This is a genomic window from Cupriavidus sp. SK-4 (assembly GCF_000611125.1).
Lineage (GTDB): Bacteria > Pseudomonadota > Gammaproteobacteria > Burkholderiales > Burkholderiaceae > Cupriavidus > Cupriavidus necator.
The window spans coordinates 32,655-59,521 of sequence record NZ_JFJW01000002.1; the positions used below are offsets into that span (position 1 = coordinate 32,655).

The 26,867-nt window shown below is 65.6% G+C and carries 26 protein-coding genes; 7 read left to right on the plus strand and 19 right to left on the minus strand.

The features are described 5' to 3' along the window. Positions 1–52: 52 nt before the first annotated feature. Positions 53–2,023: an RNA polymerase sigma factor RpoD gene (gene rpoD, locus CF68_RS00155; protein WP_035815001.1), complete on the minus strand. Its 1,971-nt coding sequence runs from the start codon at positions 2,021–2,023 to the stop codon at positions 53–55. A gap of 327 nt (positions 2,024–2,350) precedes the next feature. Between rpoD and CF68_RS00160 the strand changes: the two genes are divergently transcribed. Continuing rightward, positions 2,351–3,196 (plus strand): class II glutamine amidotransferase, encoded by an 846-nt coding sequence (locus CF68_RS00160; protein ID WP_035815004.1) that lies wholly within the window; start codon positions 2,351–2,353, stop codon positions 3,194–3,196. A gap of 54 nt (positions 3,197–3,250) precedes the next feature. Here CF68_RS00160 and CF68_RS00165 read toward each other — a convergent pair whose 3' ends face one another. From CF68_RS00165 to CF68_RS00190, 6 genes are all read right to left on the minus strand, one after another. Continuing rightward, complete coding sequence (locus CF68_RS00165; RefSeq protein WP_035815006.1) at positions 3,251–3,502, minus strand: hypothetical protein; 252 nt, start codon at positions 3,500–3,502, stop codon at positions 3,251–3,253. A gap of 140 nt (positions 3,503–3,642) precedes the next feature. Further along, on the minus strand, positions 3,643–5,016 hold the full coding sequence (locus CF68_RS00170; RefSeq protein ID WP_035815008.1) for an MFS transporter: 1,374 nt from the start codon (positions 5,014–5,016) through the stop codon (positions 3,643–3,645). 39 nt (positions 5,017–5,055) lie between these two features. After that, the gene (locus CF68_RS00175; RefSeq protein WP_035815010.1) at positions 5,056–6,309 is read right to left on the minus strand and encodes an NAD(P)/FAD-dependent oxidoreductase; all 1,254 of its coding nucleotides are present in this window, start codon (positions 6,307–6,309) and stop codon (positions 5,056–5,058) included. Positions 6,310–6,340: 31 nt separating this feature from the next. Then, positions 6,341–6,655, minus strand: coding sequence for a non-heme iron oxygenase ferredoxin subunit (locus CF68_RS00180; RefSeq protein WP_035815012.1), 315 nt, complete (start codon positions 6,653–6,655; stop codon positions 6,341–6,343). Between the two features lie 12 nt (positions 6,656–6,667). Continuing rightward, positions 6,668–7,138, minus strand: coding sequence for an aromatic-ring-hydroxylating dioxygenase subunit beta (locus CF68_RS00185; protein ID WP_035815013.1), 471 nt, complete (start codon positions 7,136–7,138; stop codon positions 6,668–6,670). 4 nt (positions 7,139–7,142) lie between these two features. Continuing rightward, positions 7,143–8,396, minus strand: coding sequence for an aromatic ring-hydroxylating dioxygenase subunit alpha (locus CF68_RS00190; protein WP_035815014.1), 1,254 nt, complete (start codon positions 8,394–8,396; stop codon positions 7,143–7,145). A 114-nt stretch (positions 8,397–8,510) separates the two neighbouring features. On the opposite strand from CF68_RS00190, the gene CF68_RS00195 reads away from it, so the two are divergent. Beyond that, the gene (locus tag CF68_RS00195) at positions 8,511–9,413 is read left to right on the plus strand and encodes a LysR family transcriptional regulator (RefSeq protein ID WP_035815015.1); all 903 of its coding nucleotides are present in this window, start codon (positions 8,511–8,513) and stop codon (positions 9,411–9,413) included. Between the two features lie 25 nt (positions 9,414–9,438). On the opposite strand, the gene CF68_RS00200 is transcribed toward CF68_RS00195, so the two are convergent. Together CF68_RS00200 and CF68_RS00205 are read right to left on the minus strand one after the other, a co-directional pair. Beyond that, positions 9,439–10,005 (minus strand): YbhB/YbcL family Raf kinase inhibitor-like protein, encoded by a 567-nt coding sequence (locus CF68_RS00200; protein ID WP_035815017.1) that lies wholly within the window; start codon positions 10,003–10,005, stop codon positions 9,439–9,441. 50 nt (positions 10,006–10,055) lie between these two features. Further along, positions 10,056–11,258, minus strand: coding sequence for an MFS transporter (locus CF68_RS00205; RefSeq protein ID WP_035815019.1), 1,203 nt, complete (start codon positions 11,256–11,258; stop codon positions 10,056–10,058). A gap of 362 nt (positions 11,259–11,620) precedes the next feature. Here CF68_RS00205 and CF68_RS00210 point away from each other — a divergent pair, with 362 nt between their 5' ends. Continuing rightward, positions 11,621–12,001: a hypothetical protein gene (locus CF68_RS00210; RefSeq protein ID WP_035815021.1), complete on the plus strand. Its 381-nt coding sequence runs from the start codon at positions 11,621–11,623 to the stop codon at positions 11,999–12,001. 50 nt (positions 12,002–12,051) lie between these two features. Here the strand turns inward: CF68_RS00210 and CF68_RS00215 are convergent, their stop codons facing one another. The 7 genes from CF68_RS00215 to cyoA all read right to left on the minus strand — a co-directional run bounded on the left by CF68_RS00215 (position 12,052) and on the right by cyoA (position 18,674). Continuing rightward, positions 12,052–12,300, minus strand: a complete 249-nt coding sequence (locus CF68_RS00215) for a hypothetical protein (RefSeq protein WP_035815023.1) — start codon at positions 12,298–12,300, stop codon at positions 12,052–12,054. 28 nt (positions 12,301–12,328) lie between these two features. Further along, on the minus strand, positions 12,329–12,868 hold the full coding sequence (locus CF68_RS00220; protein WP_035815026.1) for a DUF934 domain-containing protein: 540 nt from the start codon (positions 12,866–12,868) through the stop codon (positions 12,329–12,331). Next, a complete protein-coding gene (locus CF68_RS00225) occupies positions 12,861–14,600 on the minus strand; it encodes a nitrite/sulfite reductase (RefSeq protein ID WP_035815029.1) in 1,740 nt (579 codons plus the stop codon). The genes CF68_RS00220 and CF68_RS00225 overlap by 8 nt, the downstream gene beginning before the upstream one ends. 84 nt (positions 14,601–14,684) lie before the next feature. Further along, complete coding sequence (gene cyoD / locus CF68_RS00230) at positions 14,685–15,062, minus strand: cytochrome o ubiquinol oxidase subunit IV (protein WP_035815031.1); 378 nt, start codon at positions 15,060–15,062, stop codon at positions 14,685–14,687. Continuing rightward, entirely contained in the window at positions 15,059–15,700 is a 642-nt protein-coding gene (cyoC, locus tag CF68_RS00235) for a cytochrome o ubiquinol oxidase subunit III (RefSeq protein WP_035815032.1), read from the minus strand. Before cyoC ends, cyoD begins: the two co-directional genes overlap by 4 nt. 2 nt (positions 15,701–15,702) lie before the next feature. Continuing rightward, positions 15,703–17,679, minus strand: coding sequence for a cytochrome o ubiquinol oxidase subunit I (gene cyoB / locus CF68_RS00240; protein WP_035815036.1), 1,977 nt, complete (start codon positions 17,677–17,679; stop codon positions 15,703–15,705). A gap of 2 nt (positions 17,680–17,681) precedes the next feature. Beyond that, entirely contained in the window at positions 17,682–18,674 is a 993-nt protein-coding gene (gene cyoA / locus CF68_RS00245) for a ubiquinol oxidase subunit II (protein ID WP_035815037.1), read from the minus strand. Positions 18,675–18,841: 167 nt separating this feature from the next. Between cyoA and CF68_RS00250 the strand changes: the two genes are divergently transcribed. Then, a complete protein-coding gene (locus tag CF68_RS00250; protein ID WP_035815039.1) occupies positions 18,842–20,224 on the plus strand; it encodes a PLP-dependent aminotransferase family protein in 1,383 nt (460 codons plus the stop codon). A 21-nt stretch (positions 20,225–20,245) separates the two neighbouring features. On the opposite strand, the gene CF68_RS00255 is transcribed toward CF68_RS00250, so the two are convergent. Continuing rightward, on the minus strand, positions 20,246–21,175 hold the full coding sequence (locus tag CF68_RS00255; RefSeq protein ID WP_035815043.1) for a LysR substrate-binding domain-containing protein: 930 nt from the start codon (positions 21,173–21,175) through the stop codon (positions 20,246–20,248). Between the two features lie 166 nt (positions 21,176–21,341). Here CF68_RS00255 and CF68_RS00260 point away from each other — a divergent pair, with 166 nt between their 5' ends. From CF68_RS00260 to CF68_RS00270, 3 genes are all read left to right on the plus strand, one after another. Continuing rightward, the gene (locus CF68_RS00260; protein ID WP_035815044.1) at positions 21,342–22,334 is read left to right on the plus strand and encodes a tripartite tricarboxylate transporter substrate binding protein; all 993 of its coding nucleotides are present in this window, start codon (positions 21,342–21,344) and stop codon (positions 22,332–22,334) included. A 35-nt stretch (positions 22,335–22,369) separates the two neighbouring features. Further along, positions 22,370–23,581: a PLP-dependent aminotransferase family protein gene (locus tag CF68_RS00265; RefSeq protein WP_035815046.1), complete on the plus strand. Its 1,212-nt coding sequence runs from the start codon at positions 22,370–22,372 to the stop codon at positions 23,579–23,581. 91 nt (positions 23,582–23,672) lie between these two features. Beyond that, entirely contained in the window at positions 23,673–24,278 is a 606-nt protein-coding gene (locus tag CF68_RS00270) for a glutathione S-transferase family protein (protein ID WP_035815049.1), read from the plus strand. Between the two features lie 21 nt (positions 24,279–24,299). Here CF68_RS00270 and CF68_RS00275 read toward each other — a convergent pair whose 3' ends face one another. Further along, complete coding sequence (locus CF68_RS00275) at positions 24,300–25,268, minus strand: tripartite tricarboxylate transporter substrate binding protein (protein WP_035815052.1); 969 nt, start codon at positions 25,266–25,268, stop codon at positions 24,300–24,302. Between the two features lie 32 nt (positions 25,269–25,300). Continuing rightward, positions 25,301–26,800, minus strand: a complete 1,500-nt coding sequence (gene argH / locus CF68_RS00280) for an argininosuccinate lyase (RefSeq protein ID WP_035815054.1) — start codon at positions 26,798–26,800, stop codon at positions 25,301–25,303. Positions 26,801–26,867 lie beyond the last annotated feature (67 nt).

The following is a 26,867-nucleotide window of genomic DNA, read 5'->3' on the forward strand; positions in this document are numbered from 1 at the left end:
AAGCTCCTGTCTGCTCTGTGTCAGTCGGCCAGGCGGCTGTTGCCGGCAGGTATCAGGCGTCACGCAGGTAGGTGATCAGCTGGTCTGCCCGGCTGGGATGCCTCAGCTTCTTCATCGCCTTGCTTTCAATCTGGCGGATCCGCTCGCGCGTGACATCGAACTGCTTGCCGACTTCTTCCAGCGTGTAATCGGTGGACATATCGATGCCAAAGCGCATCCGCAGCACCTTGGCTTCGCGCGGCGTGAGCTCGTCGAGCATTTCGCGCACGACGGCACGCAGGCCCGCCTGCAATGCGGCGTCGGCGGGCGTGGCCGTGTCCGAGTCGGCAATCATGTCGCCCAGGCTGGTATCGCCATCCTCGCCAACCGGGGTTTCCATCGAGACCGGCTCTTTCGCGATCTTCATGATCGAGCGGACCTTGTCTTCGGTCATGTCCAGGCGCTCGGCCAGCACCGCCGGATCTGGCTCCTTGCCGGTCTGCTGCATGATCTCGCGCGACAGGCGATTGAGCTTGTTGATCTGCTCGATCATGTGCACCGGGACGCGGATGGTGCGGGCCTGGTCGGCGATCGCCCGCGTCACGGCCTGGCGCACCCACCACGTCGCGTAGGTGGAGAATTTCCAGCCGCGGCGGTATTCGAACTTGTCGACCGCCTTCATCAGGCCGATGTTGCCTTCCTGGATCAGATCCAGGAACAGCATCCCGCGGTTCGTGTACTTCTTGGCAATCGAGATCACCAGCCGGAGGTTGGCCTGCGTCATCTCATGCTTGGCCTGGCGCATCTGCCGCTCGGCAGCCAGCATCTTGCGGTTGACGCCCTTCAGGTCGGGCAGCGACAGCGCCGCCCGGGCCTGGATGTCGATCAGCTTTTGCTGATGCGCCTCAAGGTCCGGCAGGGCCCGCGCGACCGCCGCGCTGTACGGACGGGACTGGGCGACCAGCTCCTGCCCCCAGGCCAGGTTGGTTTCATTGCCGGGGAAGCGGGCGATGACCTCCTCACGCTCCATGCCGCAGCGCTCGACCAGCAGCTGGACCACCTGGCGCTCGACCGTGCGCACCTCGTCGACCATGGCCTGGACGTTGGCGCACAGGCGCTCGATGGTTTTCGCGGTAAAGCGGATCGTGCGCAGTTCTTCGCGCACCGCATCCCTTGCGGACAGGAAGGCTGCCGAGCCCGCGCCATTGGCGGCGCTTTCCTGGCACATCAGCTCGAATTGCGCGGTGACGCGCGCGAACCGCTTCAGGCATTCGTCGCGCAGCTGGGCCAGGGCCTTTTCGTTGCTTTGCTGGGTCGAGCCTTCGTCGTCGGAGTCTTCGGAATCGTCATCGGCCTCGTCGGCACTATCGACGCTGTCGTCGGTCTCGTCAGCTGCCGCCGCTACGGCTGCTTCGGCGATACTCTCGTCGCTCAGGCCATCGACCAGGTCGTCGATGCTGATTTCATTGCTGGCGACCTTGCCCGACAGCTCGAGAATCGCAGCGATGGTGAACGGGCAGGCCGAGATGGCATGAACCATATTGTTCAGGCCTTCCTCGATGCGCTTGGCGATCTCGACTTCCTGCTTGCGAGTGAGCAGCGTTGCCGAGCTCATTTCGCGCATGTACATGCGCACAGGGTCGGTGGTCCGGCCGAACTCGGAGTCCACGGTCGCAAGCGCTACCTCGGCCTCCTCATCGGCCTGGTCGTCCGAGGCCACCACCGGGCCATCGCTCAGGAGCAGCGTCTCGGCATCGGGCGTCTGCTCATAGATCTTCACGCCCATCTCGGCGAACGTGCTGACGATGCTCTCCATCGCCGCCGTGTCCGTGAAGTTCTCCGGCAGGTGGTCGCTGATATCCGCGTGGGTCAGGTAGCCGCGCTGCCTGCCCAGCTGGATCAGGGCGCGCAACTGCTGGCTACGCGCGGCGGCTTCCGTCGATGGATCAGGCTGCGCCGTCGACCCTGCGCTGGTCTGGCCAAGGTCCTTGACTACGCCTGCTTCTCGTGTTTTAGCTGCCGTTCGTTGTGCGCCGCTTGTCATTTACTACTGTTTCCTTCGTGAATCGCGTTTCGACAGCAGCGCGCACGCTGTGCGTGCGCTATCGGGCCTGCTGTCAAGGCTCGTGAGGGTACCGGTGCGGCGCGGGCCGATATCGGACGCCGTGACCATTGGAATCGGGGAGGACGCGTATTCTACAGCCATTGCTGCTTTGCGGCGCCAACTCGCCGTATCCAGGTGGAACTGGCTCAGGATTGAGGGTAGCCGGTGCGTCACAGCCTGCGCGTGCTTTGCGTTCGCGCGTTGCCGTCCTACAACTGGAAGTGTGGGCCGGAAGCCACCGGGCCGCACCAGTCAAGGAGGAGCATCATGTGCCGCTGGCTGGCTTACTCGGGCAAGTCCGTTGCGCTGGAAACGGTGCTGTTCCAGCCGGAACACTCGCTGATCGACCAGAGCCTGAATTCGCGGCTGGGTCATACCACGACCAATGGGGACGGATTCGGCGTCGGGTGGTACGGACGTCACTCCGAGGTGCCGTTCCGCTACCGCTGCCTGCATCCGGCCTGGAGCGACACCAACCTGCGCGAGACCGCGCGGGCGGTGAGGGCGCCACTTTTCGTTGCCCACGTGCGCGCGGCCACCGGCACCCCGACGCAGGAGACCAACTGCCATCCGTTCCGCTTCGGCCGCTGGCTGTTCGTTCACAACGGCCTGATCCGCGAATACCCGCTGTTGCGGCGCGACCTGATGATGGCTGTGGCGCCGCACCTGTTCCGCTGGATCGAGGGATCGACCGATTCCGAGGTGATGTTCTTCCTGGCCCTGAGTTTCGGCCTGGAGCGCGACCCGGGCGGCGCGCTGGAACAGATGGCCGGCCTGATCGAGGACGTTGGCCACCGCTACGACGTGCAGTTTCCGCTCAACATGACCGTTTGCGTGACCGACGGCCAGCAGATCGTGGCGGTGCGCTATTCGAGCGAGGCGGCCTCGCGCTCGCTGTTCCACAGCACCTCGTTCCGGCAATTGCGCGCGCTTTACCCGGACGATCCGCGCATCATCGCCGCCGGCGACAATGCCTTCCTGGTACTGTCCGAGCCGCTGATCGAGGTGCAGGGGGTATGGGAGGAGATTCCCGAGGCGACCACCCTGGTGGCCCGGGGTGGCGAGATCGAGCGCAGCTGCTTCGTGCCGCGGATGCCATCCCAGTCGGCTTGAGGGTATAAGGGAGTAAGGGAGCGCGGCAGGGATCCGGCTCCGCAGGACAAGTCCTTACTCGTGACCCTTCACGGCCTTCTTGGTCGCGCGATAGCCCTGTTTGGTGGTATCGGCAATCGCATGGCCGGCCGCCTTCGCGCCGCGGCCAATGGCATGCGCGCCGTCGCGCACCGCATGCCCGGCCTGCTTGCCAGCCGACTTGACGCCGTGCTTGAACCCGCGCGCGTCCTCGGCCACGCCCGCATGCGCCATCGGGGTGGCCAGGGTCACCAATACGAATGCAATGATCGAGGCTCTTGCCTTCATCGCGACAACCTCTTCGATTCTGACTGAACCGGGGTCGGGGCCTGGAAGTGATCCCGACGTGGTTCCCATGACTACATTCTAGCCGTGCCCGGTGTCTGCCCCCGGAGCGTTAGCCCGCCGGGCCGCGCCGGCCTGGGGAATCAGTTCCGGTCCGCGATGGACAGCCCGACCGGCGACGCCGGCAGCCCGCTCATTTCGCCGTAGCGGACCGATGCCGACCGCCTGTGATCGATCAGCAGGACCGCGCCCATGCCAATCACGGCCGGAATGGCGATCGCGATGAAGTTCTGCTGCAGCGGGAGTTCCATGGCGACGAGTACCCCGATGACGATAGGCGCGAGGATGGCCCCGCTGCGGCCGATGCCCAGGGCCCATCCAAGACCGGTGGAACGGATCGCGGTCGGGTAGAACTGCCCGGTGTAGGCATTGGCGACGATCTGCGTGCCGATCGTCGACGCACCGGCCAGGCCCACCACGACGAACAGCAGCCCGGTCGGCATCCTGAAGCCGAGCAGCGTGATCGAGACCGCGGCCAGCGCGTACATGGCGGCGAGCACGTACTTGATGTGGTATCGGTCGGCGAGCCAGCCGCCACCCACGGCGCCGATCATCGCGCCGAGATTGAGGACCAGCACGAAGGTCAGCGCGGAACCCAGGCTGTAGCCGGCGCCCGCCATCAGCCTGGTCAGCCATGAACTGAGCGCATACACCATGAACAGGCACATGAAGAACGCGATCCAGAACATGATGGTGCTGAAGCCACGGCCCTCGTGGAACAGGTGCCGGATCGGCGCGCTGGCGGCCTTGTCCTGCGCCGGCACTGCGAAGCAGTCGGTGGCCGACCACCGTTGCTCTGGCGCCAGCCTGGAGACGATGCGCCGCAACGCTTCGTGGTCGCCCCTGGCCAGCAGGAACGGCATCGATTCGGGGAGCGACCTGAGGATGACAGGAATGAGGAGCACGGGCAGGCCGGCCGCCAGGAAGACCGACTGCCAGCCGTAGGCCTCGATCAGGCTCTTGCCGAGCAGCGCCGCCAGGATCCCGCCGACGGCATAGCCGCTGAACATCACGGTGACCAGGGTCGCCCGGATCTTCTTCGGCGCGTACTCGGTCATTTGCGCGACCACATTCGGCATCACGCCGCCGATGCCAAGCCCGGCCAGGAAGCGGGCCATGCTGAACAGCAGCGGGTCCTTGACCAGGCCGGCCGCGGCAGTGAAGACGCTGAACAGGGCGACGCAGATCGCGATGGTCCAGCGGCGGCCGATCCGGTCTGCCATGGTGCCGAGGAAGATCGCGCCAAATACCATGCCGAACAGCGCGGAACTGACCATAAGCCCCGCCTGCGTCGGGGCGACGCCGAGGTCCTTCATGATCGAAGGCAGCGCGATACCCACGACCGCGAGGTCATAGCCATCGAAGATGATGATGAGTGCGCACCAGAACAGCACGAGCGCATGGAAGCGGTTGAAGCGGGCGTTGTCGGCCAGCTTGTGGATGTCGATTTGCTGCATGGGGGCTTGTCTCCGGTCGGTCTGTTCTTATGGTTGGGCTTACTGCCTGGACATCGGCACGTTCGGGTCGGCCAGGCGGCTGGCATCGACCGGCTTGCACTGCTCGATGTGGCGGCGCGCGAAGCGCAGGTCGCGCGCGGCGTTGGACCCTAGCGCGGCCTTGACCACATCGCCGTCGAGGTAGAACAGCACGAAGCTGTCCGCGCCGGGCGTGCCGCGTGCGACCACGCGGTGCGAGGGAAGGGGGATGCCATGGATCTGCAGGTTCATGCCGTACTGGTCTGACCAGAACCACGGCAGCGGCTGATAGTCGACCGCAAGGCCGAGCGCCGCGCGCGCGGCGGCAATGCCCTGTTCCTGGGCGTTCTGCCAGGATTCCAGCCGCAGGCGTCGGCCGGCCCAAGGGTTGGGCGTGACCGCGACGTCGCCCGCGGCGAAGATGTCGGGGTCGGACGTGCGGCAACTTGCGTCGACGACCACGCCGCCGTCGCACTCCAACCCGGCTTCCCGGGCAAGCTCGTCGTTCGGCACGAGACCGACACCCGCAACGATGGCGTGGCAAGCCAGCGTGCTGCCATCGGCCAGCGTCACGACGGACCGGCCGCCGGTACAGGGGGCGATGCCTGTGATGTTGGCGCCGAGCATGACACGGGTGCCATGCGAGGCATGCAGCCCGAGCAGGTGTTCCGAGACTTCCGGCGGCACGGTGCGCTCGCACAGCCGGCTCTGGGCTTCGAGCACGGTCACGTCGGCACCTTTGCGGCGCGCCGTGGCCGCGACCTCGAGGCCGATCCAGCCACCGCCGATCACCACGATGCTGCGCTCGGGCCGCAACGCCGGCGCCAGCGCCAGGGCATCGCCAATCGTGCGCAATGTATGCACGGCAGCCGTGTCGACGCCCGGAAGGTTGAGCGCGCGGGCCCTGCCGCCGGTGCACAGGATCAGCCTGTCGTAAGACAGCATCTCTCCATCGGCTATCTCCAGGCGCTTCGCGGCCCGGTCTATGCGGGTGACTCGCGTGTCCAGCCACCACTCCAGCCCAAGCGCTGCGAACGCGTCGGGCTTGAGCAGCCACGTGCTGGCGGGCGCGGCCTCGCCGGCCAGCACGGCCTTGGACAGGGGCGGCCGCTCATGCGGTGGATGGGCCTCGTCGCCGATCAGCACGAGCCGGCCGGTGAAGCCCTCGTTGCGCAGCGTCTGGGCGGCCCAGCCGCCAGCCTGTCCGGCGCCGATGATGGCGATGGTGGCGGTTGGCGATAGGGCAGTCGCGGTGTCTGAGCGCTCGGTATCCATGCCTGTCTCCTCTGGTTGGTGACGCGGCCTCTCAGCGGAGGTCGAGGTACACCTTGTCGCCGTCGATCCGCACCGGGTAGGTACGAATGTTCTCGGTCAGCGGGGCGCACTTCGCAGCGCCGTTGCGGATGTCGAACCTGCCCTGGTGGAGCGGACACTCGATCTCATGTCCCTCCAGGAAGCCTTCACACAGGCGCGCATGGCCATGGGTGCAGATGTTGTCGGTGGCATAGACGTCGCCGTCCACGCCGTACAAGGCGATCTCCTGGCCTTGCACGGCCACGGCGATGACATCGTCCTGCGGGACGTCGGACAGCAGCGCTGCCTCGATCCAGGTTTCGGTCATGAATCACTCCTGCTAGATGGGGTAGATCAGCGAGTTGGGGATCATCTCGCTATCGAATACGCAGATGCGCGAGGCGAAGCGCAGGCCCGCCGGCGTCCGGACGATGGTGTCGAGGTAGCGGCCTACGTTGTAGACATCGGTCATCTGGTCCGGCTTGGTGCGCAGCACCGCGTAGTTGGTTTCGGCCACGATCCTGTCGCCGTCGGCCTCCCTGATCAGCGGCGCGCCGACGATGTGGCGCTGGTAATAGGGGTCGTGGAACAGGGTCTCGCGAATACCGTAGATGCGGTCCTTGAGCATCCCCTTGCTTTCGAGCGAGAGCGTTGCCAGCGGCAAGCCACGCTCGTGGTTCTCGCGGGGCTGGACCCGGTAGAGGCAGTCTTCGGTGAAGAATTCCGGCCAGCGGTCCCAGTCGCCGTTGTCCACGGCGCTGGTGTAGTCGGCGAACAGGGAGAGCAGGGCGTAGTAGTCAGTGAAGTTCACGGCGTCAGACCTCCATCACCTTGCGCCAATAGGCGTACATGCCGCGGATCAGGGTCTCGGTCACCATGTGGTCCGTGTTCTCAGCGGTCTTGCCGCCCAGTTCGGCGATCACGCGATGCCAGGGCTTCTGGGAGAAGCCTTCCTGCGAGCATTCGATGGCCTCGCCGTCGTCGGCAGACACGAAGCCGGCGGGGCCGAAAAGATTGGCCTGGCGCAGGCGGCGCCGCGTCATCTCCTCGGTGTCGTCCTCGAAGCCGAAATGCGTCCAGACGAAATCGAAGGAATCCGGCCCATGGGGCTGGATATGGCGCGTGGACACCGAGTTGACCTGCTGCTGGAAGATCACGCTCGGGAACACCGTCATCATCACGGCGGTCGGCTCTCCCCACCACGGTTCGTGGACGATGTCTAGAATCCGGTCGTCGTGCAGCGCCATCTGGTCCTTGAAGCTGGACACACCGGAGGTCACGTCGCTCTTGCCGCCCTGGCCGCGGGTCGACACCATCGCGGCATGCCGGAATTGCGGATCCATCACCAGGCGTGACTTGTTGTCGGCGCGCCAGAGGCCGAACGTGACAAACCAGGTGTGCAGCAGGCCGGGATGGTAGGGGTCCTTGATGTTCTCCTGCATGAGCTTCCAGTTGCCCGGAATGCGCTGCTTGTTGTAGCCGAGGACCTTCAGCTTGCGGCCATTGAAGAGCCGGTCGAAGTAGCCGAGGATGTCCGGCCCGAGGTATTCCTCGAGTCCGGGAACCTCATGGTCGAACGAGGCGAACACGACCCCACCACGCGTCGCGACCTTCAGTTGCGTGAGCCCGTGCTCCTGCGGCCGGAAGTCGGCGGGCATGCCGCCGTTGACCTTGCCGTCCTGCTTGACCCCGCGGCGCAGCGGCACGCCTTGCAGGTTGCCCTTCAGGTCATAGTTCCACTGGTGATAGGGGCAATGGAAATCCTTCCGGTTGCCGCTGCGCTCCCGGCAGAACTTCATGCCGCGATGGGCGCACACGTTTTCGACGACGTTGATCTCGCCGTCCTGGTCGCGCACCAGGATCACGGAACGCTCGCCAAGCGTGGTGCGCTTGAAGTCACCGGGATTCGGGATTTCCGCCTCGAGCCCGACGTAGTTCCAATGACCGCGGTAGAAGCAGCGTTCGAGTTCACGCTGGTATAGCTGTGCATCCGTATACACGCGGAACGGGATGCGGCTGATGCTGTCGTCGGCCCACACCGGGCCGGCTTGCAGGGGGTTGGTTGCCATGCTTGTCTCCGGCTATGTCTCTTCGTCTGGGAAGGATCATGGTGCACGGAGGAAAATTAACCAATAGAATCCTGGCTATAGTTAATATTCACCAAATCAATAAGAGACGGCACCATGGAACTCAAGGACGTCGATCTGAACCTGCTGGTCGTGTTCGATAACCTGCTGCGGCAAGGCACCGTGTCCGGCGCCGCGAAGACCCTGAATCTCAGCCAGCCCGCGGTCAGCAATGCGCTGGCCCGCCTGCGCACCTTGTTCGGTGACCCGCTGTTCGTGCGAAGCAGCAAGGGCATGCTGCCGACACCCCTTGCAGAGGAACTGGCGGAACCGGTTGCCTATGCGCTGGAGTCGCTGCAGGCGGCGCTCAGCCACAAGGTGTCGTTCGATCCGCTGCGCAGCGCGCGCGCATTCCGGATCGCCATGACGGATATCGGGGAGGTGCACTTCATCCCGCCGTTGATGGGCGCGCTTGGCGACCGCGCCCCGGGCGTCACGGTAACGACAGTGCGCAATACGGCAGTGGACCTGGCGGCGGAGATGAGCCAGGGAAAGATCGACCTGGCGGTTGGCCATCTTCCTGAACTCGGCACTGCGTTCTTTCAAAGGCGGCTATTCCGCCAGCGATACGTCTGCCTGTTCCGGCCCGGCCATGCCATGGACAAGAAGACGGTCAGCATGCGCGACTTCGAGGCGGCGGAGCACATCGTGGTCACGGCGGCGGGGACGGGGCATGCCCGGGTCGACGAGATCCTCGCCCAGCACGGCGTGCAGCGGAAGACCCGGCTGCGTGTCCCCCATTTCGTCGCACTGGCGGACATCATTGCCACCACCGACCTGGTAGCCACGGTGACCTGGACGTTTGCGGAGCGATGCGCCAAGTACTTCGGGCTCAGGTACGTCAAGCATCCGTTCGCCTTGCCGGAAATCCAGATCAACCTGTTCTGGCATGCCCGGTATCATCGCGATCCGGCGAATCAGTGGCTGCGCGAGCAGTTCGTCGGCTTGTTTTCCGATTAGGCGCAGCCTTGCGATCAACGGCCCTTCAGCGCCCAAACCGTCCGACAAAGCTCTGTGCCTCCAGGGCATGCCCCTTGAGCGCAGCCATCAGTTCCTCGCGCGTCATGCCCGCAGGCAGGTTCGGCTCCAGATCCGTCGCGATGACCGTGATGACGTAATGGTGGGGCGTCTCGCCGGTTGGCGCGCACGGACCGCGGTACGCCGCCTCGCCACGCACGTTCTTGCCGACCGTGATGCCGGGCCCGTCCGCCTTGCCTTCGCCTTCCTTTAACTGGCCGCGATTCGCGGCAATGTTGTAGGCGACCCAATGCGAGACCCCGAGACCGGCGCCGCCGTCCATGTCATACATCAGGATGGCGACGGACTTCGCGCCCGCGGGAAGCTTCGACCATGAGACCTGCGGCGACACGCCCTTGCCGCCGCAGGGCTTCTGGTCGCCGCCAATGCCATCGTGCGCATACTGCGTGGCGATCGTGGCTCCCTCGGCGTACGAAGTCGACGACACCTGCATGCCGACGGCGTGTGCGGTGCTGATGCACAGGCATATCAACGCCCCGGCCACCGGAGCGGAAACTGCGCTAGCGATCTTCATCTCGAATTCTCCAGGTAGGTAATCAGCGGACCAGGAAAGGGAAGGCCCCGCTAACCGGAATCGACCTGCTGGCGCAGCACCTGTCTGCGCGCCATCAGGTAGGTCAGGTTTCCTGACAGGAAAGCCGCCAGCAGCAAGGCACCGGCACTCCAGGCCACGGCCGGCAGCCATGGCAGCAGGCTTGCCAGCATGGCGGTCTTGCTGGCGCCCGATGACACCAGGGCAATGCGCATGAACGCCGCAACCGCCAGGGCGGCAAATACGAGCCCGGTGTACATCCCTTCGCGGCCGACGTGACCGGCGTCGAGCGCTGCATTGGCCGTCGCCGCGAACATGATTCCCCACAGGCCGCCGGCAAGACACTGCACGGCGAGGATGGCCTGGAGCGATCCCGCAACGGTGAAGCCGAACAACGACAGCGCGCCAAGGGCCGCAGCGGTCAACAGCAGCGTATAGGGCGGATAGTGCCGCAGCAACGACGTCGCGGGCAGCAGCGCGCCCAGCGCGAAGCCAATCCAGAACACCGGCGTCACGTGCTCGAGCTCGGCAGCCGTGACATAGCGCAGGTAGGCCGGCGCGGAGTTGACGGTGGTGTGGATCTGGGAGCCGAGCGCAAGCACCCAGACCGCGGCAAACAGCAGCCAGATGCGCTTGAGCGCAACGCCGGCCGCCGGCGCGGGCACGGCGTCGGCATCGTTGCGCGCCGGGCCGGATTCCATCCATCGCAGCGCTGCCACGGCTACCACCAGGCCCGCGCTGGCGGCCAGGAACGGCAGCATGGGCGACGCATCGCGCAGCCGGGCGGTCAGCAGCGGCGCCACGGCTCCGGCAAGGCCGACGCCGAGCAGCGAGCATCCCACCAGGAACGACGACGCGGTCGCAGGCAATCGCCGGGCAATGATCACCATGGGCGGCGCGCGCAACGCCGAAGAGGTGGCCGCCCAGAGCGCGGTCAGGCCCAGCAGCAGCGCCGGTGAAGTTACCCTGGGCAGCAGCACGAATGCGAGGGCGGAGATGACCGACAGCCCCAGCATCCAGCCTCCCAGCCTGCGCATTGCGTTGGCGACACGGTCGGCCGCGACGCCCACCGTGAAGTCCATGGCGACAAAGATCAACTGGTCCATCAGCAGGATCAAGGCGACGTGCCCGCGCGCAATGCCGGCCTGTGCGGCCAGCTGCGGCAGGAAGGCCACGTAGAGGGTCCACGTCACCGCCAACAGGAACTGCACAGAGCAGAAGACCAACGCGCGCATGCCGCCCTCCCGCCTGGATTGACCAACAGCCTATTCCTGTGCCCGTCGGCTGGATTGCCGCGCTGAGCCTCCAATAGCAAGGATAGGGCAGCGCCTTGCCATGGGAGTGGCGGGTTGTGCAGGTGCGATTGGGCCTCGTGAGTCGCCTGCGGTCCAACAGTCCGCGGGAAGTGCCGGGCCGGTACCAACACCGGACCATTAGCCCCGCACCGGCGTCCGCGCTCAACTGCCGCTCGCGTAGCCCAATGCCGGTGCGTAATGTCATAAACGGGCGGTAAGCTGCACTTTTCACATGGTCTGGCCAAGAACTTGCTTGGTCAATGCGTAGGGTCGCAAGGCGACAGCCACCGTTGGGAGGATCTATGCAGCACGCACGCATCACCGCGCACAGGGGGATTCTGGTAGTCGAACTGTTACCCGACCAGGCGAACGGCGAGGCCACCTCGACCAACAAGCTCCGCAACCTGGCCACGGTCATTCATGACACACGGCGGCACTTGGGGGTTTCCGAGGAAGCCCTGGCGCTGCTGAAGATGGTGAAGCGCGGCCTTGACGCCATCGGCGACTTTGCCTGGTTCCGTAGCGACGACGGGAGAGATCATTTCGCGTGGCTGGGCGGCCCGAAGCGGCTGGTGAATCCCACCGCAGTGGCGGCTGCCCGGAGCTACGCGATACTTGCGCACCGCGTCATACCGAACGAGGTGCCAGAGGGCGCCAGGATGGCCATCGAAGCCAACTTTTGAGCGCGCGGCATCGCTCCAGGCCGGGCCGATCTTTCGAACGATCCGCGCAGCTAGAACGAGGAGAGTGTGGAGCGATACCTTTCCCAGAGCTCTTGCAGCATGGATGCCGAAGGCGGTTTGATTTCAAAACCGGCGACGTTTCCGAAGACACCGAGAAGGCGCGCCCTGAACGAAGCCATATCCGTCGTCGCTTTCGGTGAGAGCTGCGCGATATCGATAATCGTATGCAGCTGCTCGCCCGAAAGTTCGGCGATAGCGGACCACAAGCTGTCGGGCTTTGCGCAGGGCTGGACGGGCATCTTTCGTATCGGCGCCGGGCAGCGCTTGCTATCGGCTTGCGGGGCCATAGCTGCGCTGGTACGACGACGAGAACGTGGCCAGCGCGCGCAATGCCGCTGCCGGGTCGTGTCCGGGCTTGAGCGCAAAGCTGTTGAAACCGCAACGCGCCAGGTAGTGCACGGTATCGATCATCACGTCACCCACGGCGCGCAGCTCTCCGGTCCAGCCTAGCTGGTGCCGGAGCAGCTGTGCGATCGAATAGCCACGACCATCCGTGTAGACCGGGAAATCGATGGCAATCATCGCGATGCCGGTCGGGTCAACGGCCGTGGCACCGGGTTCCAGCAGGGTCTGAGGCTCCGCGTCCGGCGACAGGTAGACCGCGAGCGGATACTGTCGCAGCCGATACCGCTGGCGGTGGGCGGTCCAGTTCTCCAGTGTCACCAGGTAGCCGGGCTCGTCGGGCGGGCAGGTGTTGTCGGCGTCTTGCGCATCCCCGATGTGAGCCAGCCAGTTATCCGCGACCAGTTGTCCGTCACGGATAACGTTGTGCCGGTCCTGCCCGGCGGCATGGTCGTGGTCAGGCATTCACCACCTCCTGGCGAGTTCGCCGCGCGCCGCTGTCCGGGTCCGGGTACACCGCGCGCTGGAATGGTTCGATGCCGATACGGCCAACCACGTCGACAAAGCGTTCGGCTTCGCTGTCCCGATGCAGCAAATAGGTCTCGATCAGCCGCTCCACCACATCCGGAACCTGCTCCTGGGCAAAGGACGGCCCGATGATGCGGCCGATGGCTGCGCCGCTGGTCGCCACGCCATCCGGGCGGCGCTGGCCGTCGCCGCCGTTCTGCCGGCCGCCGATGGTGATCTGGTACCAGGCTTCGCCGGCCTTGTCGACGCCGAGGATGCCGATGTGGCCGATATGGTGGTGGCCGCAGGAGTTGATGCAGCCGGAAATGTTCAGGTCCAGCTCGCCGATGTCGTGCACATGGTCGAGGTCGTCGAAGCGCTCCTGGATGGCCTGCGCAAGAGGGATCGAGACCGCATTGGCCAGCGAGCAGAAGTCGCCCCCGGGGCAGGCGATGATGTTGGTGATCAGGCCCACGTTCGGCGTGGCCAGCCCGGCGGCGTCCAGCGCCTGCCACAAGGCGTGCAGGCCGCTGCGGCGGACATCGGCAAGGATCAGGTTCTGCTCATGCGACACGCGCAGCTCGCCGAAGCCGTGGCGCTCGGCCAGGTCGGCCATGATTTCCATCTGCTCGGCAGTGATGTCGCCGGGCGCCTGGCCCGCGGCTTTCAGCGATGCGGTGACGGCCGCGTAGCCAGGCACCCGGTGCCGATGCACATTGCTCTTCAGCCAGAGGCGGAAGGCGCGGTCGATCTTGGCCAGTTCGGCTGACTCGTCCGGCTCGTCGGCGGCAGCGGGCTCATACGGCGGGATCGTGAAGCGCTCGGCAATGGACGCGACAAAGCCTTCGGACACGGTGTCCGGGCCCCCGCGGATGCGTTGCCACTGCTCGTCCACCTGCGCACGGAACACTTCCGGGGTCAGGTCCTTCACCAGGATCTTGATGCGCGCCTTGTACTTGTTGTCGCGGCGGCCGTGCAGGTTGTAGACGCGCAGCGTGGCCTGCAGGTAGGTCAGCAGGTCCTGCCAGGGGACGAAGGGGTTGATCAGCTTGCCCACCATCGGCGTGCGGCCCATGCCGCCGCCGACCCAGACCTTGAAGCCGGCCTGGCCGTCCTGTTCAACCGCCTGCAGCCCGATGTCATGGACGCCGACCGCGGCCCGGTCCGTCTGCGCGCCACTGATGGCAATCTTGAACTTGCGCGGCAGGAAGGCGAACTCGGGATGCAGCATCGACCATTGCCTGACGATCTCGCACCACACCAGCGGGTTCACCAGTTCGTCGGGCGCAATGCCGGCAAAGTGGTCGGTGGTGGTATTGCGGATGCAGTTGCCGCTGGTCTGGATCGCGTGCATCTGCACCGTGGCCAGCTCCGCGAGAATGGCAGGCGCATCCTCGAGCCGCGGCCAGTTGAACTGCAGGTTCTGCCGCGTGCTGAAATGCCCGTAGCCGCGATCCCAGCGGCGCGCGATCTCCGCGAGCTTGCGCAACTGCCGCGAGGCCAGCATGCCGTAGGGAATCGCCACGCGCAGCATGGGCGCATGGCGCTGGATATAGAGGCCGTTCTGCAGCCGCAGCACGCGGAACTCATCCTCGGTGAGCTGGCCGCTCAGGAAGCGGCGGGTCTGGTCGGCGAACTGCACGACGCGTTCGTCGACGAGCTTCTGGTCAATGGCGTCATAGACATACATGGTGGAAAGCCTCCTTGCGCGCGAGCGCTGGTTCACTGAATCATTGAGATGGCAGGCACCGACCAATTTCAGTGATTCGGTGGACTAATCTTTTGCCCGTGCCCGTTCGATGGACATGTCGGTCGGCATCATGTTGATATCGGCGTTGTGCATCACCCACAACGAGCCGGCCACGACGATGACGATCAGGAAGCCGGTACAGGCAAAGATGGCGGTGTTGCCGCGCTGGCCGGGACCGGTGCCCAGGTGCAGGAAGTACACCAGCTGCACCAGCAGTTGCGCGACGCAAAGGCCGACGACCAGCGCGATCGCGATTTGCGTCTGCAGGGATCCGGTCATCACGGCCGCAAACGACGCCATCGTCAGCGCGACCGACAGCAGCAGTCCGATGGTGTAGCTGCGCACGCTGCCGTGCACGGATGGTTCGTCCGCATGGACGGAATGAAGATGGGACGATTTCATGCGAACTCCCGCAGGTAGACGAAGGTGAAGACGCAGATCCAGACCAGGTCCAGGAAGTGCCAGAACAGGCTCAGGCAGGCCAGGCGCCGGCGCACGATATCGTCCAGCCCGAAATGCCTGATCTGGTGGATCATCACCGCAAGCCACAGCAGGCCCGACGTGACATGCAGCCCGTGCGTGCCGACCAGGGTGAAGAAGGCCGACAGGTAGGCGCTGACACCGGGACCCGCGCCCTGGTGCAGCAGGTGCGCGAACTCGTAGACCTCCATCGCGATGAACAGTGCGCCGAGCGCGAAGGTCACCGCCAGCCAGCGGATCATCCGCGGCGCGTCGTCGGCGCCCTGTCGGAGCATGGCCAGGCCGAAGGTATAGCTGCTCAGCAGCAGCACCATGGTTTCGGCGAACACGAACGGCAGCTCGAACAGTTGCCGCCCGCCGGGGCCGCCGGCGGGGGTTCCGNTGTTTCCGGACAGCACGCCGAAGGTGGCGAACAGCACCGCGAAGATCAGGCAATCGCTCATCAGGTAGAGCCAGAACCCCAGCGGCGTGTGCGCGCCGGCTTCGTGATGGTGGTGCGCCGCGTCGTGGGCCGCCTCGTGCCCGGGATGGTGCAGGGTAGGGGAGAGAGTCGGAGTCATGGTCAGGCAGCTTCCTGCAGTTGTGCAAAGCGCGCGCGCTCGATCCGCTCGACTTCGGCGGCCGGCACGTAATAGTCGACGTCTCGGTCATAGCTGCGCACGATGAAGGTGGCGATGGCGCCGACCAGGCCGACGGCGGCCACCAGCCACATGTGCCAGACCAGCGCGAAGCAGCACAGCAGACCGAACGCCGATACGATGAAGCCTGCCGAGGTGTTGCGAGGCATGTGGATGTCCTCGTAGCGCGCGGGCTGGCGCCACGCGCGGCCGGCTTCCTTGTCGTCCCAGTGCTGTTCCAGCGAGGTGATATGCGGCACGTGGGCGAAGTTGTAGAACGGCGCGGGCGAGGCGGTCGACCATTCCAGGCTGCGGCCATCCCACGGGTCGCCGGTCAGGTCCTGGTTCTGCTTGCGGTCGCGGATACTGACCGCGAACTGCACGATCATCGCCAGGATGCCGGCGCCGATGACGAAGGCACCCACCAGCGCCACCACCAGGTAGGGGTGCCAGTCGACGTTGGCATAGTGGTTCATCCGGCGGGTCATGCCCTTGAAGCCGAGCACGTAGAGCGGCATGAAGGCCAGGAAGAAGCCGGTCAGCCAGCACCAGAACGACACCTTGCCCCAGAACTCGTTCAGCTTGAAGCCGAACACCTTCGGGAACCAGAAAGTGATTGCGGCCAGGCAGCCGAAGAGCACGCCGCCGATGATCACGTTATGGAAATGCGCAACCAGGAACAGGCTGTTGTGCAGCACGAAGTCCGCCCCGGGGATGGCGAGCAGCACGCCGGTCATGCCGCCGACCGCGAACGTCACCATAAAGCCGATGGTCCACATGGTCGAGGTATGGAAGCGGATCCGGCCCCGGTACATGGTGAACAGCCAGTTGAACAGCTTCACGCCGGTCGGGATCGAGATGATCGAGGTCATGATGCCGAAGAAGGCATTGACGTTCGCGCCCGAGCCCATGGTGAAGAAGTGGTGCAGCCAGACGAAGAACGACAGGACGCCGATCGAGGAGGTGGCGTACACCATCGACTTGTAGCCGAACAGGGGCTTGCGCGAGAACGTGGCGATGATCTCGGAGAAAGCGCCGAACGCCGGCAGGATCAGCACGTAGACCTCCGGGTGGCCCCAGATCCAGATCAGATTCACGTACATCATGGCGTTGCCGCCCAGCTCATTGGTGAAGAAATGCATGCCGAGGTAGCGGTCGGCGGTGAGCAGGGCGAGCGTGGCGGTCAGTACCGGGAAGATCGCCACGATTAGGATGTTGGTGATCAGCGCGGTCCAGGTGAAGACCGGCATCTTCATCAGGTTCAGGCCCGGCGCGCGCATGCGCAGGATCGTGACGATGAAGTTGATGCCCGTCAGCGTGGTGCCAAGCCCGGATATCTGCAGTGACCAGATGTAGTAGTCAACCCCTGGCGTGGGGCTGTAGCCGAGCTCGGACAGCGGCGGGTAGGCGACCCAGCCGGTCGCCGCGAAGTCGCCGACGAACATCGACATCATCACCAGCACCGCGCCCATCGCCGACATCCAGAAGCTCAGCGAATTGACGAACGGGAAGGCGACGTCGCGCGCGCCGATCTGCAGCGGCACGATCACGTTCATCAGGCCGAGCACCAGCGGCGTGGCGACGAAGAAGATCATGATCACGCCGTGCGCCGTGAAGATCTGGTCGTAATGGTGCGGCGGCAGGTAGCCCGCGGCATCGCCATAGGCGATCGCCTGCTGGGCGCGCATCATGATGGCGTCGGCAAAGCCGCGCAGCAGCATCACCAGCGCCAGGATGATGTACATCACGCCGACCTTCTTGTGGTCGACGGAGCAGATCCAATCGTTCCACAGGTATTTCCATTTGCCGTAGTACGTGATGGCGCCCATCAGTGCGATGCCCAGCACGATCACGACGGCCAGCGTCCCCATGATGATCGGCTCATGGAGAGGGATGGCGTCCAGGTTGAGTTTTCCAAGCATTCTTATTGCTCCATGCGGCCAGCGGGCGCCGACGGGACGCGCTGGAAGGCCTGCAGAGATTCCGGGGTGTCCGCGCGGCAGATCTGGCCGTTTGCCAGCATGTATTTGTCGACGACCTGGTCGAACAGCTTCGGCGCGACGGCGGCGTACAGCGTCACGGGGTCCTTGCTGCTGGGCAGTTCAAGCGTGCGGTAGGTCTTGAGGTCGAGCGCCTGGGACGAAGCGCGGGCAGCCTGGATCCAGGCATCGAACTCCTCGCGCGAGGTGGCCAGGGTCTTGAAATGCATGTCCGAGAAACCCGGGCCGCTGTAGGCGGCGGACTGCCCGAGATAGACGCCCGGCGTGTCGGCGATCAGGTGCAGGCGCGTCTGCATGCCCGCCATGGCGTAGACCATGCTGCCGAGCTGCGGGATGAAGAACGAGTTCATCATCGATTCCGCGGTCAGCCGGAAATTGACCGGCGTGCCGACCGGGATCGCAAGCTGGTTCAGCGATGCGACGCCGTATTCCGGATAAATGAACAGCCATTTCCAGTTCAGCGCGATCACATCGACCTGGATCGGCTTGACCTGCGATTCCAGCGGCCGATAGGGATCGAGCTTGTGCGTCGAGTCCCAGATCAGCACGGCCAGGCAGGCCACGATGACACAGGGGATGCCCCAGACCACGACCTCGATCCTGGTGGAGTGCGCCCATTTGGGGGCATAGGTGGCGCTCGTATTGGTTTCACGGTAGCGCCACGCGAACCACAGGGTCAGGACGATCACGGGGATGACGACCATCAGCATGACGAACAGGGAGATCAGGATCAGTGACTTTTCCTGTTCCCCGATGCTGCCCTTGGGATTGAGCAGTTCCAGGTTGCAGCCGCTCAGCAGCGCGCTCAGGCAGGCGCTCAGCAACAGTGTGGGAAGGCGGCGCTGCGGGCCGGGGGATGGGCGGGGGAGCGGGCCTTGTCGATTCTTGTCTGCCGGCCCGGCAATAGGTTTGAGCATTTCGGACACCTTGGTTACGGATCACCGAAGGCTCCCGGCCACGCGCTCCGATTCAAGTGCTGGCTCAGCCCCGCGCGGGCGTGGTTTGTATGGATTCCCTCGGTGATGTCTGGCATGCTAATGCAAGACAAAACCCATACATCGAAGAAATCTACAGGACGAAATCCATGCAAGGAAGCGATGTCAGTGCTAAATGGGATCTTGAGATCACAATCGGTGGTGGTGCGCGCTACTTGCAGATCGTGGACTTTATCGAGCGGGCGATCGGCGAAGGCCGGCTGGTAGCCGGCGACCGCGTGCCGCCACAGCGCAGCCTGGCCAGGACCCTCCGCGTGGACCTGACTACCGTGACGCGTGCCTACAACGAGGCCAAGCGGCGCCATCTGATCGATGCCCGCGGGGCCCTCGGCACTTTCATTGCCGCGCCGCGGGCGGAGCTGGCGCGGGTGATCGACATGAGCATGAACGTGCCGCCGCCACCGGCGGGGCTGGATTTCCAGGACCTGTTGCGGCGCGGCCTGTCGCAGGTGCTGCTGCACAGCGACCCGCACCTGCTGATGACCTACCAGCTCGGCGGCGGCAGTGCTGCCGACCGGTCGGCCGGCACCCTCTGGCTCGCACAGATATTCGGCCAGGTCGCCACTGCACGGCTGGTGGTGTGCCCGGGCGCGCAGGCTGCGCTGTCCGCCGTGATTCTGGCCCGAACCCGGCCGGGCGATGCGATCGTGAGCGAGCCGCTGGCCTACCCCGGCATTCGCGCGGCCGCGGCACAGCTCGGGCGGCGCGTGATCATCGCGCAGGTCGATGCCGACGGGATGCTCCCCGACGCCCTCGAAGCGGCCCGCGCCGACGGTGCAACGCTGGCCTACCTCAATCCGACAGCCCTGAATCCCACTACGCACACCATGCCGGCCTCACGCAGGGAGGCTATTGCCAGGGCCGCGGCGCACTGTGATGTCACCTTGCTGGAGGATGATCCCTACTGGCTGCTGACGCCGTCGGCGCCGCCGCCGCTGTCCAGCTTCGCTCCCGAGCGCACGTACTATGTCTCGACCCTGTCCAAGACGCTCAGCCCGGGCCTGCGTACCGCGTATGTCATGCTGCCGGAGGGCAGGCGCGGCGACGATCTGCTGGCATCGCTGCGGGCCTTTGCCCTGATGGCGGCACCGATGACCGCCGCCCTGGCGACCCAATGGATCCACGATGGCTCGGCCATGCAGCTGCTCGACGGCATCAGGACCGAAGCGTTGGCCAGATGCGCGCTGGCAAGCCGATGGCTGAGCGGGATCGGCCAGCTCCCGCCCAGCGCCATCCACGCATGGCATCGCTTGCCCGAGCACTGGTCGGCGCAGCAGCTCACCCGGGCCGCGCTGGCGGAGGACCTGCGCGTGACGCCGTCCGACGCCTTCTGGGAGGGACCCGACGCGCCGAATGCTATCCGTATCTCGCTCGGTGGCGTGGAGGACCGCGCGCAGTTATCGGCTGCGCTGCGCAGGCTGGCCGCATTGCTGGAACGCCGGCCGACGCCGGGTCTGGAAATGGTGGTGTGAGTTGCGGCGTGCGTCGGCTTGCTACTTGCCCGCATCGTCCGCAGGCGCAGACTGCCTTGTCGCAAACTCGCCCGCGGCTTCCAGCAGCCACTCGCGTAGCCGCTGCATCGCCTCACTCATCGGCCGCGTATCCGGCGAGACCAGGTGATACGCGCTCGTGGAGCGCTGCGAATGGGCGACGGGCATGACCAGCTGGTGGTTTGCCAGGTATTCCCCCACTAGGAAGCGCGGCACCAGACCAACACCCAGCCCGTTGCGTGCGGCGGCGATGACCATGGAGTGGTGGTCGAAGCGGGCACCGCGCATGGCGTTGACGTCGTCGATGCCGGCCGCTTCCATCCATTGCTTCCAGCCGAGAATGCGTGTGGCGAGGTGCAGCAGCGGCGACCGGGCGATGTCATGCGGGCTGATCCGCTTTCTGCCTTCGAAGAAGTCCGGATGGCAGACCGCCACCGATTCTTCGTCGAACATCCGGTCGGCACGCGCGCCGGGATAGACCGCCTCGCCAAAGTGAATCGCTGCGTCGTAGGGCGTGCCGTCGAACAGGAAGATGTCTGACTGCGCGCTGATATTGACCACGATCCCCGGATGGCGCGCATAGAAGGCCGGCAGCCGCGGAATCAGCCACTCGACCGCCAGCGTGGGCACGCAGGCCAGCTCGACGGTGCCGCCCGCGCCCTCGTGCGCCATCAGGTCGAGCGTGTCGCGCTGCAGCTTGCGCAGCAACTCCCGCACCTGTCCGCTGTAGAGCGTGCCGGCCGCCGTCAGCGTGATGCGCTGGTTGGCGCGGTGGAACAGCTGCACGCCCAGCAACGCTTCCAGCGACGCAATCTGGCGCGACACCGCGCTCTCGGTGATAAACAGGTCCGCCGCCGCGCGGCGCAGGTTCAGGTGCAGCGCGGCGGCCTCGAAGGCGCGCAGGCTGGACAGGCTGGGGAGTCGTTGCCGCATCGGGGAAGGGCTGAGTTGATGATTTTAGGTCATCATCCTATACGGAAATCTCGCTTGAAAGCTTGGAGTTGATGAGAAATCATTCGCTCCTTGCGTTGCCGCCTCCTCCCGGCATCGTCATCACGACAACCTCATAACGACAACCATCAGGTAGACAGGAGACTGCATGAAACACTTGTTCAGCGCGCTCGCCGCCGGCACCCTTGCATTCGGCGCGACCATGCCCGGCATCGCCGGCACGCTCGAGTTCCCGGCCAAGCCGGTACGCATCATCGTGCCGTACCCGCCGGGCGGAACCACCGACATGGTGGCCCGGCTGATCGGCGAGCAACTGGCGACGCAATGGAAGCAGTCGGTGGTGGTCGACAACCGCCCCGGCGCGGGCGGCATCGTCGGCACCGGCACGGCCGCCAAGTCCACGGCGGACGGCTACACCCTGCTGATGGGCTCGGTGGGCGAGTTCGGCATCAACCCGGCCTTGTACAAGAAGCTGCCCTATGATGCCGACGCCGACTTCGCGCCGGTCGCGATGGTGGCGCGCGTACCCAACGTGGTGGTGCTGTCGCCGGCGTTTGCGGAACGCGCGCGCGTGCAGACGCTGCCCGAGTTCATCGCCTACCTGAAAGCCAATCCCAAGCGCGTCAACATGGCGTCGGCCGGAAACGGCACGTCCACGCACCTCGCGGGCGAGCTGTTCCAGCGCATGACCGGCACGGAGATGAGCCACGTCGCCTACAAGGGCAGCAGCCCGGCCATCGCCGACCTGATGGGCGGCAGCGTCGACGTGATGTTTGACAACCTGCCGGCGTCGCTGCCGTTTATCCGCTCGGGCAAGCTCAAGCCGCTGGCCGTGACCACGCCGGCGCGTTCGTCGGCGCTTCCAAACGTGCCGACGGTCGCCGCCGCGGGCCCCGTCCCCGGCTTTGATGCCAGCCCATGGTTCGGCCTGCTTGCGCCGCGTGGGGTGCCCACCGCGGTGGCGCAGAAGATCAGCCAGGACCTGACGCGCGTGCTCAACGAGCCAGGCGTGCAGGCGAAAATGCGCGAACTGGGCGCGGAACCGGCGCCCAGTTCGCCGGAGGCATTTGCCGACGTGTTGAAGAAGGACCGCCAGAAGTGGGGCGAGATCGTTCGCCTGTCCGGTGCTTCGGTGGACTGAAGCACGCCCATGTCCAGCACGTTCTGCATCCGCTCATGACTTCCGACGCCGCTTATCCCTTTGTCCCCGCGCTGCGCAACCCGGCAGGCTCTCCGATCCGGGAACTGTTCAAGTACCTGTCCGACCCCGGGATGATCTCGTTCGCCGGGGGCTACCCGTCCGCCGCGCTGTTCGATGTCGAAGGCATTGGCGCGGCCTCGGCGACGGTGCTGCGCGAGCGGCCCGCCGAATGCCTGCAGTACGGCGCCACCGAAGGCGCGCCGGCGCTGCGCCAGGCGCTGGCGTCGTTGATGGCCGGGCGCGGCGCGCCCGTGGCCCAGGACGAACTGCTCGTGACCAGCGGCTCGCAGCAGGGCTTCGATTTCCTCGTGCGCGCGCTGGTCGAGCCCGGCAGCGTGGTGCTGGTCGAGGAGCCGACCTATTCCGCGACGCTGCAGGCCTTGCGGCTGGCCGGCGCCGACATACGCGGCGTGCCGTCTGATCACGACGGCATGGACGTGGCTGCACTCGAAGCCATGCTGGCCGACCCGTCGTTGCGCCCCCGGCTGATCTATACGGTGCCGACCTTCGCCAACCCCACCGGCGCCACGCTGTCGCCCGCACGCCGGCTGCAGCTGCTGAAGCTGGTGGCGCGGCACCGCGTGGTGCTGGTCGAGGACGATCCCTACGGGGCGCTGAGCTTCGATGGCGTACCGCCGCCTTCGCTGCTGGCGCTGTGCGCGTCGGTCCCCGAGGCGCGGCCGTGGCTGGTGCACCTGGCCAGCCTGTCGAAGACGCTGGCCCCCGGCCTGCGGATCGGCTGGATGGTCGCCGCGCCCGAGATCGTGCGCCGCGCGGTGATTGCCAAGCAGGTATCCGACCTGTGCACGCCGCCATGGATCCAGCTGGCCGCGGCGCAGTACCTGGAAGCGGGCCGGCTGCCGGCACAGGTCGCGCGCGAAGTCGCGGCCTATCGTGACAAGCGCGACCAGCTGGCGGCGGCGCTGAGCCAGGCCTTTGGCGACCGCATCCGCTTCGCATCGCCGGCGGGAGGGATGTTCCTTTGGGCCGCGCTGGATGGCATCGACGATGCTGCCGCACTGCTGCCGCACGCGATCGCGGAAAAGGTGCTGTTCGTCCCGGGTGCCGGATTCTATGTGGAGCAGCGCCAGCGCGCCGCATTCCGGCTGTCGTTCGCGAGCACGAACCTGGCGCAGATCGGGGAGGGCGTCGCACGGCTCGCGCGGGCGGTTGCGCGGGCCGGGTGAGGGCTTCCATAACGGAAGCGGTTTGTGGCGGCCGGCGGATGCTATCCTGCTGCGGTCGAAACATTACGGCCGAACGCGGCAGGAGGACGGTATGACCATGACGCTCTACTACAACCCCCAGAGCCGCGCCTCGGTGGCGCGCTGGATGCTGGAGGAGGTCGGGGCTGAGTACAAGCTGCAGCACATCGATTTCACCAAGGGCGAGAGCCGCGCGCCGGAGTTCCTGGCGATAAACCCGATGGGGAAGATTCCAACGCTGGTCTTGCAGGACGGCACGGTCCTGACCGAGAACGGCGCGATCATCGCCTGGCTGGCGGATGCCTTTCCGCAGGCCGGGTTGATGCCGCCCGCAGGCTCGTCCGCGCGCGGCACGGTGCTGCGGTGGCTGTTCTTCTGCGGCAGTTGCTTCGAACCCGCGCTGACTGACCGCATGATGCGCAAAGAGGCGCCGCTGCCGAAGCAGGCAGTCGGCTGGGGCGACTATGACGATGTGATCGACGCCATCGAGAAAGCCCTGACTCCAGGCCCCTTCGTGCTCGGCGCGACCTTCAGCGCGGCGGACGTCTATCTCGGTGCCTCGCTGGCATGGGCGGGGCGATTCGGTGCGCCGCGCATCAGCGAGAGCCCGTGCATCCAGGACTACGTCAAGCGGATCACTGCGCGCGACGCGTTCGTGCGCGCGGCGGAAGCCCAGTGAGACGCGAGAAGTCCTGCGGCCTCAGTCCAGCGCAATGTTCGCCTTGCTGATCACCTCGCCCCAGCGCTGGGTCTCGAAGCGCACCAGCCTGGCATAGTCGGCACTGGCGCCGGGCAGCGGGATCGCACCCTGGGCAGCGAGACTGTCGGCGGTCGACTTCTCTTTCGCGATCTTGTTGATCTCGAGCGAAAGCTTGTCGATCACAGCCTTGGGCGTTCCCGCCGGCGCCAGCACGCCGGACCAGGAGTCGACCACGAAGTCAGGGACGCCGGCCTCCGCCATGGTCGGCACCTCCGGCAGCGAAGCGGCCCGGCGCGCGCTTGCGACCGCGAGGGCGCGCACTTTCCCGCTCTGGATGTGCGGCAAGACGTTAGGCAGGTTCACGAACATCAGGTCGATCTGCCCCGACAGGAGGTCGACTGTCGCAGGGCCCGCGCCCTTGAACGGCACATGCTCGAAACTGGTTCCGGTCTTGTGCTGGAACAGTTCGCCGACCATCTGGTTGACGCTGCCGTTGCCGGCGGAGCCCATGAACAGTGTCTTTCCGCCCGATCTGGAATAGGCGATGAACTCCTTGACGGTCTTCGCCGGCACCTTGTTCGAAACCACGAGCACATTTGGCACGGCCGCGAACAGCGCCACCTGGACAAAGTCCTTGTTCGCGTCGTAGGGCAGCTTCTTGTAGATGAGCGGGTGGATGGACTGGTGGCTTGATGACGCGAGCAGGAGCGTATAGCCGTCGGCCGGCGACTTGGCGACCACGTCCGCCCCCAGCGTGCCGCCCGCGCCGGGCTTGTTCTCCACAATGACCTGCTGGCCCAGGGTCTCCGAGAGACGTTGCGCCAGCACACGGCCAATGAGGTTCACGGTGCCTCCCGCCGCGAACGGGACGATGAGGCGGATCTGCTTGTCCGGGTACGCGGCGGAGGCGCCAGGGGCAACGCAGGCAGCGGAAAGCGCCGCAATCAAGAACTTGGCGATGAGCTTCATGGTTCGTTGGCGTTAGAAGGATGGTTGGTGGATCAAACGGCTGCCAATGCGGCGATGTCACGCTTCAACCGATCGCGCGCTGCATCGAGGCGCGCTCGGGTGGACCTCACCGAAGCCAGCAGAGTGTCAACGTGGCCGCGTTGCCGCTGGATCGCGAGGGCGACCTCCGAAGGCGCCGGACCGCCGTTGCCGCGCGCGTTGATGCTCTCGACGGGATCCAGGTACTGCCGCAGCTTGTGCTCGGGCCATTCGATTGCCCGGCCGATCACGTCCACCGCGGCACGGTCCAGCATGGCGCTGGTCAGCTCGCCTGCGGATTGGCCGGAATCGAGTGCCATGCGCACCAGTCCGCCCACAACGTGGTGAGCGTCCCGGAACGACAGTCCTGCCTCGGCCACAAGCCCATCGGCCAGGTCCGTCGCCACGGAAAAGTCGAGGCTGACGCGCTGCAGCATGTTCGGCAGCCTCGGCTCCACGCTGCCGAGGATCAGTTCGAACAGGGACAGGCAACGCGCGGTTTCCTCGCTGCACTCCCAGAAGCTGCGGATGCTCTCCCGGCTGCTGTCACCGGTGTGCGTGAAATGCGTTCCCTTGACGGTAACCAGGGACGTCGTCAACAGGCCAACGATATGGGCGCTCTTGCCACGCAAGTACTCCAGCACTGCGGGATTCTTCTTCTGCGGCATGATGCTCGAGGTACTAGCCACCCGGTCGGGGAAGGCAAGGAGGCCGAACTCGGGCGTGGACCACACATAGAAGTCCTGCGCGACCCGGCCCCACGTCAGCGCGATGATGGCCATGGCGGACATCGCCTCCCAGGCGAAGTCGCGCGACGCCACCGCATCCAGAGTGTTGTGCACCAGCGAGCCAAAGCCAAGCCCGTCCGCCGTGACTTGCCTGTCGATCGGGAAACGCGTGCCGGCCAGTGCTCCCGCACCCAGCGGCATGGCGTCGATCCGCGGCAAGGCCGCATGGAGCCGGTCCATGTCCCGGCCGAGGGCCTCGGACACGGCGCTCAGGTAGAAGCCGAAGGTGATCGGCTGCGCAGGCTGCAGGTGCGTGTATCCCGGCATGACGGCATCGGCGAATTCGCTGGCGCGCTGCAGCGCCACCTTGCGCAGCCTGCCCAGCGCCTCGATGGTGTCGAGAACGATGGTGCGGGCGCGTAGCCGGTCAATGGTGGCCGCAATGTCGTTCCTGCTGCGCGCCATGTGCAGCCGCCCGCCGATGTCCCGGCTGGTCACCGTCATCAGCCTGGCTTCGTAGTTGAAATAGGGGTCTTCCTTGGCAGGATCGAGGGCCACCGCGCCAGGGCCTTCGTTTTCCATCTGCAGCAGCCCGCTGGCCAGCTTCCTGGCGATCTCCGGTGGTACCAGGCCGGTCCTGTGCAGCATCAGCAGGTGTGCCTGGTTCACCTCGTTGAGGTAGGCGAATTGCCTGGAGAAGTCACGTGCAAGGCGCGGACCGTAAATGTGCTCGCAGATTTCTTTTGCGAGCGGCTCCTTGAGCCGGCGGCTGACTTTCGATTCCATGGTTTCCGATACGTTCTGTGGTGAATTGAGTATCGGAGGGCGCCGGCATACCGGTCAAATGACAGTT

Bases quoted from the DNA above. Each gene is read 5' to 3' on its own strand.
- CF68_RS00190 (WP_035815014.1), bottom strand. From the start codon at position 8,396: ATGGCAACCAACCCCCTGCAAGCCGGCCCGGTGTGGGCCGACGACAGC.
- CF68_RS00165 (WP_035815006.1), bottom strand. From the start codon at position 3,502: ATGAAGGCAAGAGCCTCGATCATTGCATTCGTATTGGTGACCCTGGCC.
- CF68_RS00220 (WP_035815026.1), bottom strand. From the start codon at position 12,868: ATGCCTGACCACGACCATGCCGCCGGGCAGGACCGGCACAACGTTATC.
- CF68_RS00195 (WP_035815015.1), top strand. From the start codon at position 8,511: ATGGAACTCAAGGACGTCGATCTGAACCTGCTGGTCGTGTTCGATAAC.
- CF68_RS00225 (WP_035815029.1), bottom strand. From the start codon at position 14,600: ATGTATGTCTATGACGCCATTGACCAGAAGCTCGTCGACGAACGCGTC.
- CF68_RS00160 (WP_035815004.1), top strand. From the start codon at position 2,351: ATGTGCCGCTGGCTGGCTTACTCGGGCAAGTCCGTTGCGCTGGAAACG.
- CF68_RS00265 (WP_035815046.1), top strand. From the start codon at position 22,370: ATGACTTCCGACGCCGCTTATCCCTTTGTCCCCGCGCTGCGCAACCCG.
- CF68_RS00205 (WP_035815019.1), bottom strand. From the start codon at position 11,258: ATGCGCGCGTTGGTCTTCTGCTCTGTGCAGTTCCTGTTGGCGGTGACG.
- CF68_RS00170 (WP_035815008.1), bottom strand. From the start codon at position 5,016: ATGCAGCAAATCGACATCCACAAGCTGGCCGACAACGCCCGCTTCAAC.
- CF68_RS00200 (WP_035815017.1), bottom strand. From the start codon at position 10,005: ATGAAGATCGCTAGCGCAGTTTCCGCTCCGGTGGCCGGGGCGTTGATA.
- CF68_RS00275 (WP_035815052.1), bottom strand. From the start codon at position 25,268: ATGAAGCTCATCGCCAAGTTCTTGATTGCGGCGCTTTCCGCTGCCTGC.
- CF68_RS00250 (WP_035815039.1), top strand. From the start codon at position 18,842: ATGCAAGGAAGCGATGTCAGTGCTAAATGGGATCTTGAGATCACAATC.
- CF68_RS00215 (WP_035815023.1), bottom strand. From the start codon at position 12,300: ATGCCCGTCCAGCCCTGCGCAAAGCCCGACAGCTTGTGGTCCGCTATC.
- CF68_RS00180 (WP_035815012.1), bottom strand. From the start codon at position 6,655: ATGACCGAAACCTGGATCGAGGCAGCGCTGCTGTCCGACGTCCCGCAG.
- CF68_RS00175 (WP_035815010.1), bottom strand. From the start codon at position 6,309: ATGGATACCGAGCGCTCAGACACCGCGACTGCCCTATCGCCAACCGCC.
- rpoD (WP_035815001.1), bottom strand. From the start codon at position 2,023: ATGACAAGCGGCGCACAACGAACGGCAGCTAAAACACGAGAAGCAGGC.
- cyoA (WP_035815037.1), bottom strand. From the start codon at position 18,674: ATGCTCAAACCTATTGCCGGGCCGGCAGACAAGAATCGACAAGGCCCG.
- CF68_RS00255 (WP_035815043.1), bottom strand. From the start codon at position 21,175: ATGCGGCAACGACTCCCCAGCCTGTCCAGCCTGCGCGCCTTCGAGGCC.
- cyoD (WP_035815031.1), bottom strand. From the start codon at position 15,062: ATGAAATCGTCCCATCTTCATTCCGTCCATGCGGACGAACCATCCGTG.
- CF68_RS00270 (WP_035815049.1), top strand. From the start codon at position 23,673: ATGACCATGACGCTCTACTACAACCCCCAGAGCCGCGCCTCGGTGGCG.
- CF68_RS00210 (WP_035815021.1), top strand. From the start codon at position 11,621: ATGCAGCACGCACGCATCACCGCGCACAGGGGGATTCTGGTAGTCGAA.
- cyoB (WP_035815036.1), bottom strand. From the start codon at position 17,679: ATGCTTGGAAAACTCAACCTGGACGCCATCCCTCTCCATGAGCCGATC.
- argH (WP_035815054.1), bottom strand. From the start codon at position 26,800: ATGGAATCGAAAGTCAGCCGCCGGCTCAAGGAGCCGCTCGCAAAAGAA.
- CF68_RS00260 (WP_035815044.1), top strand. From the start codon at position 21,342: ATGAAACACTTGTTCAGCGCGCTCGCCGCCGGCACCCTTGCATTCGGC.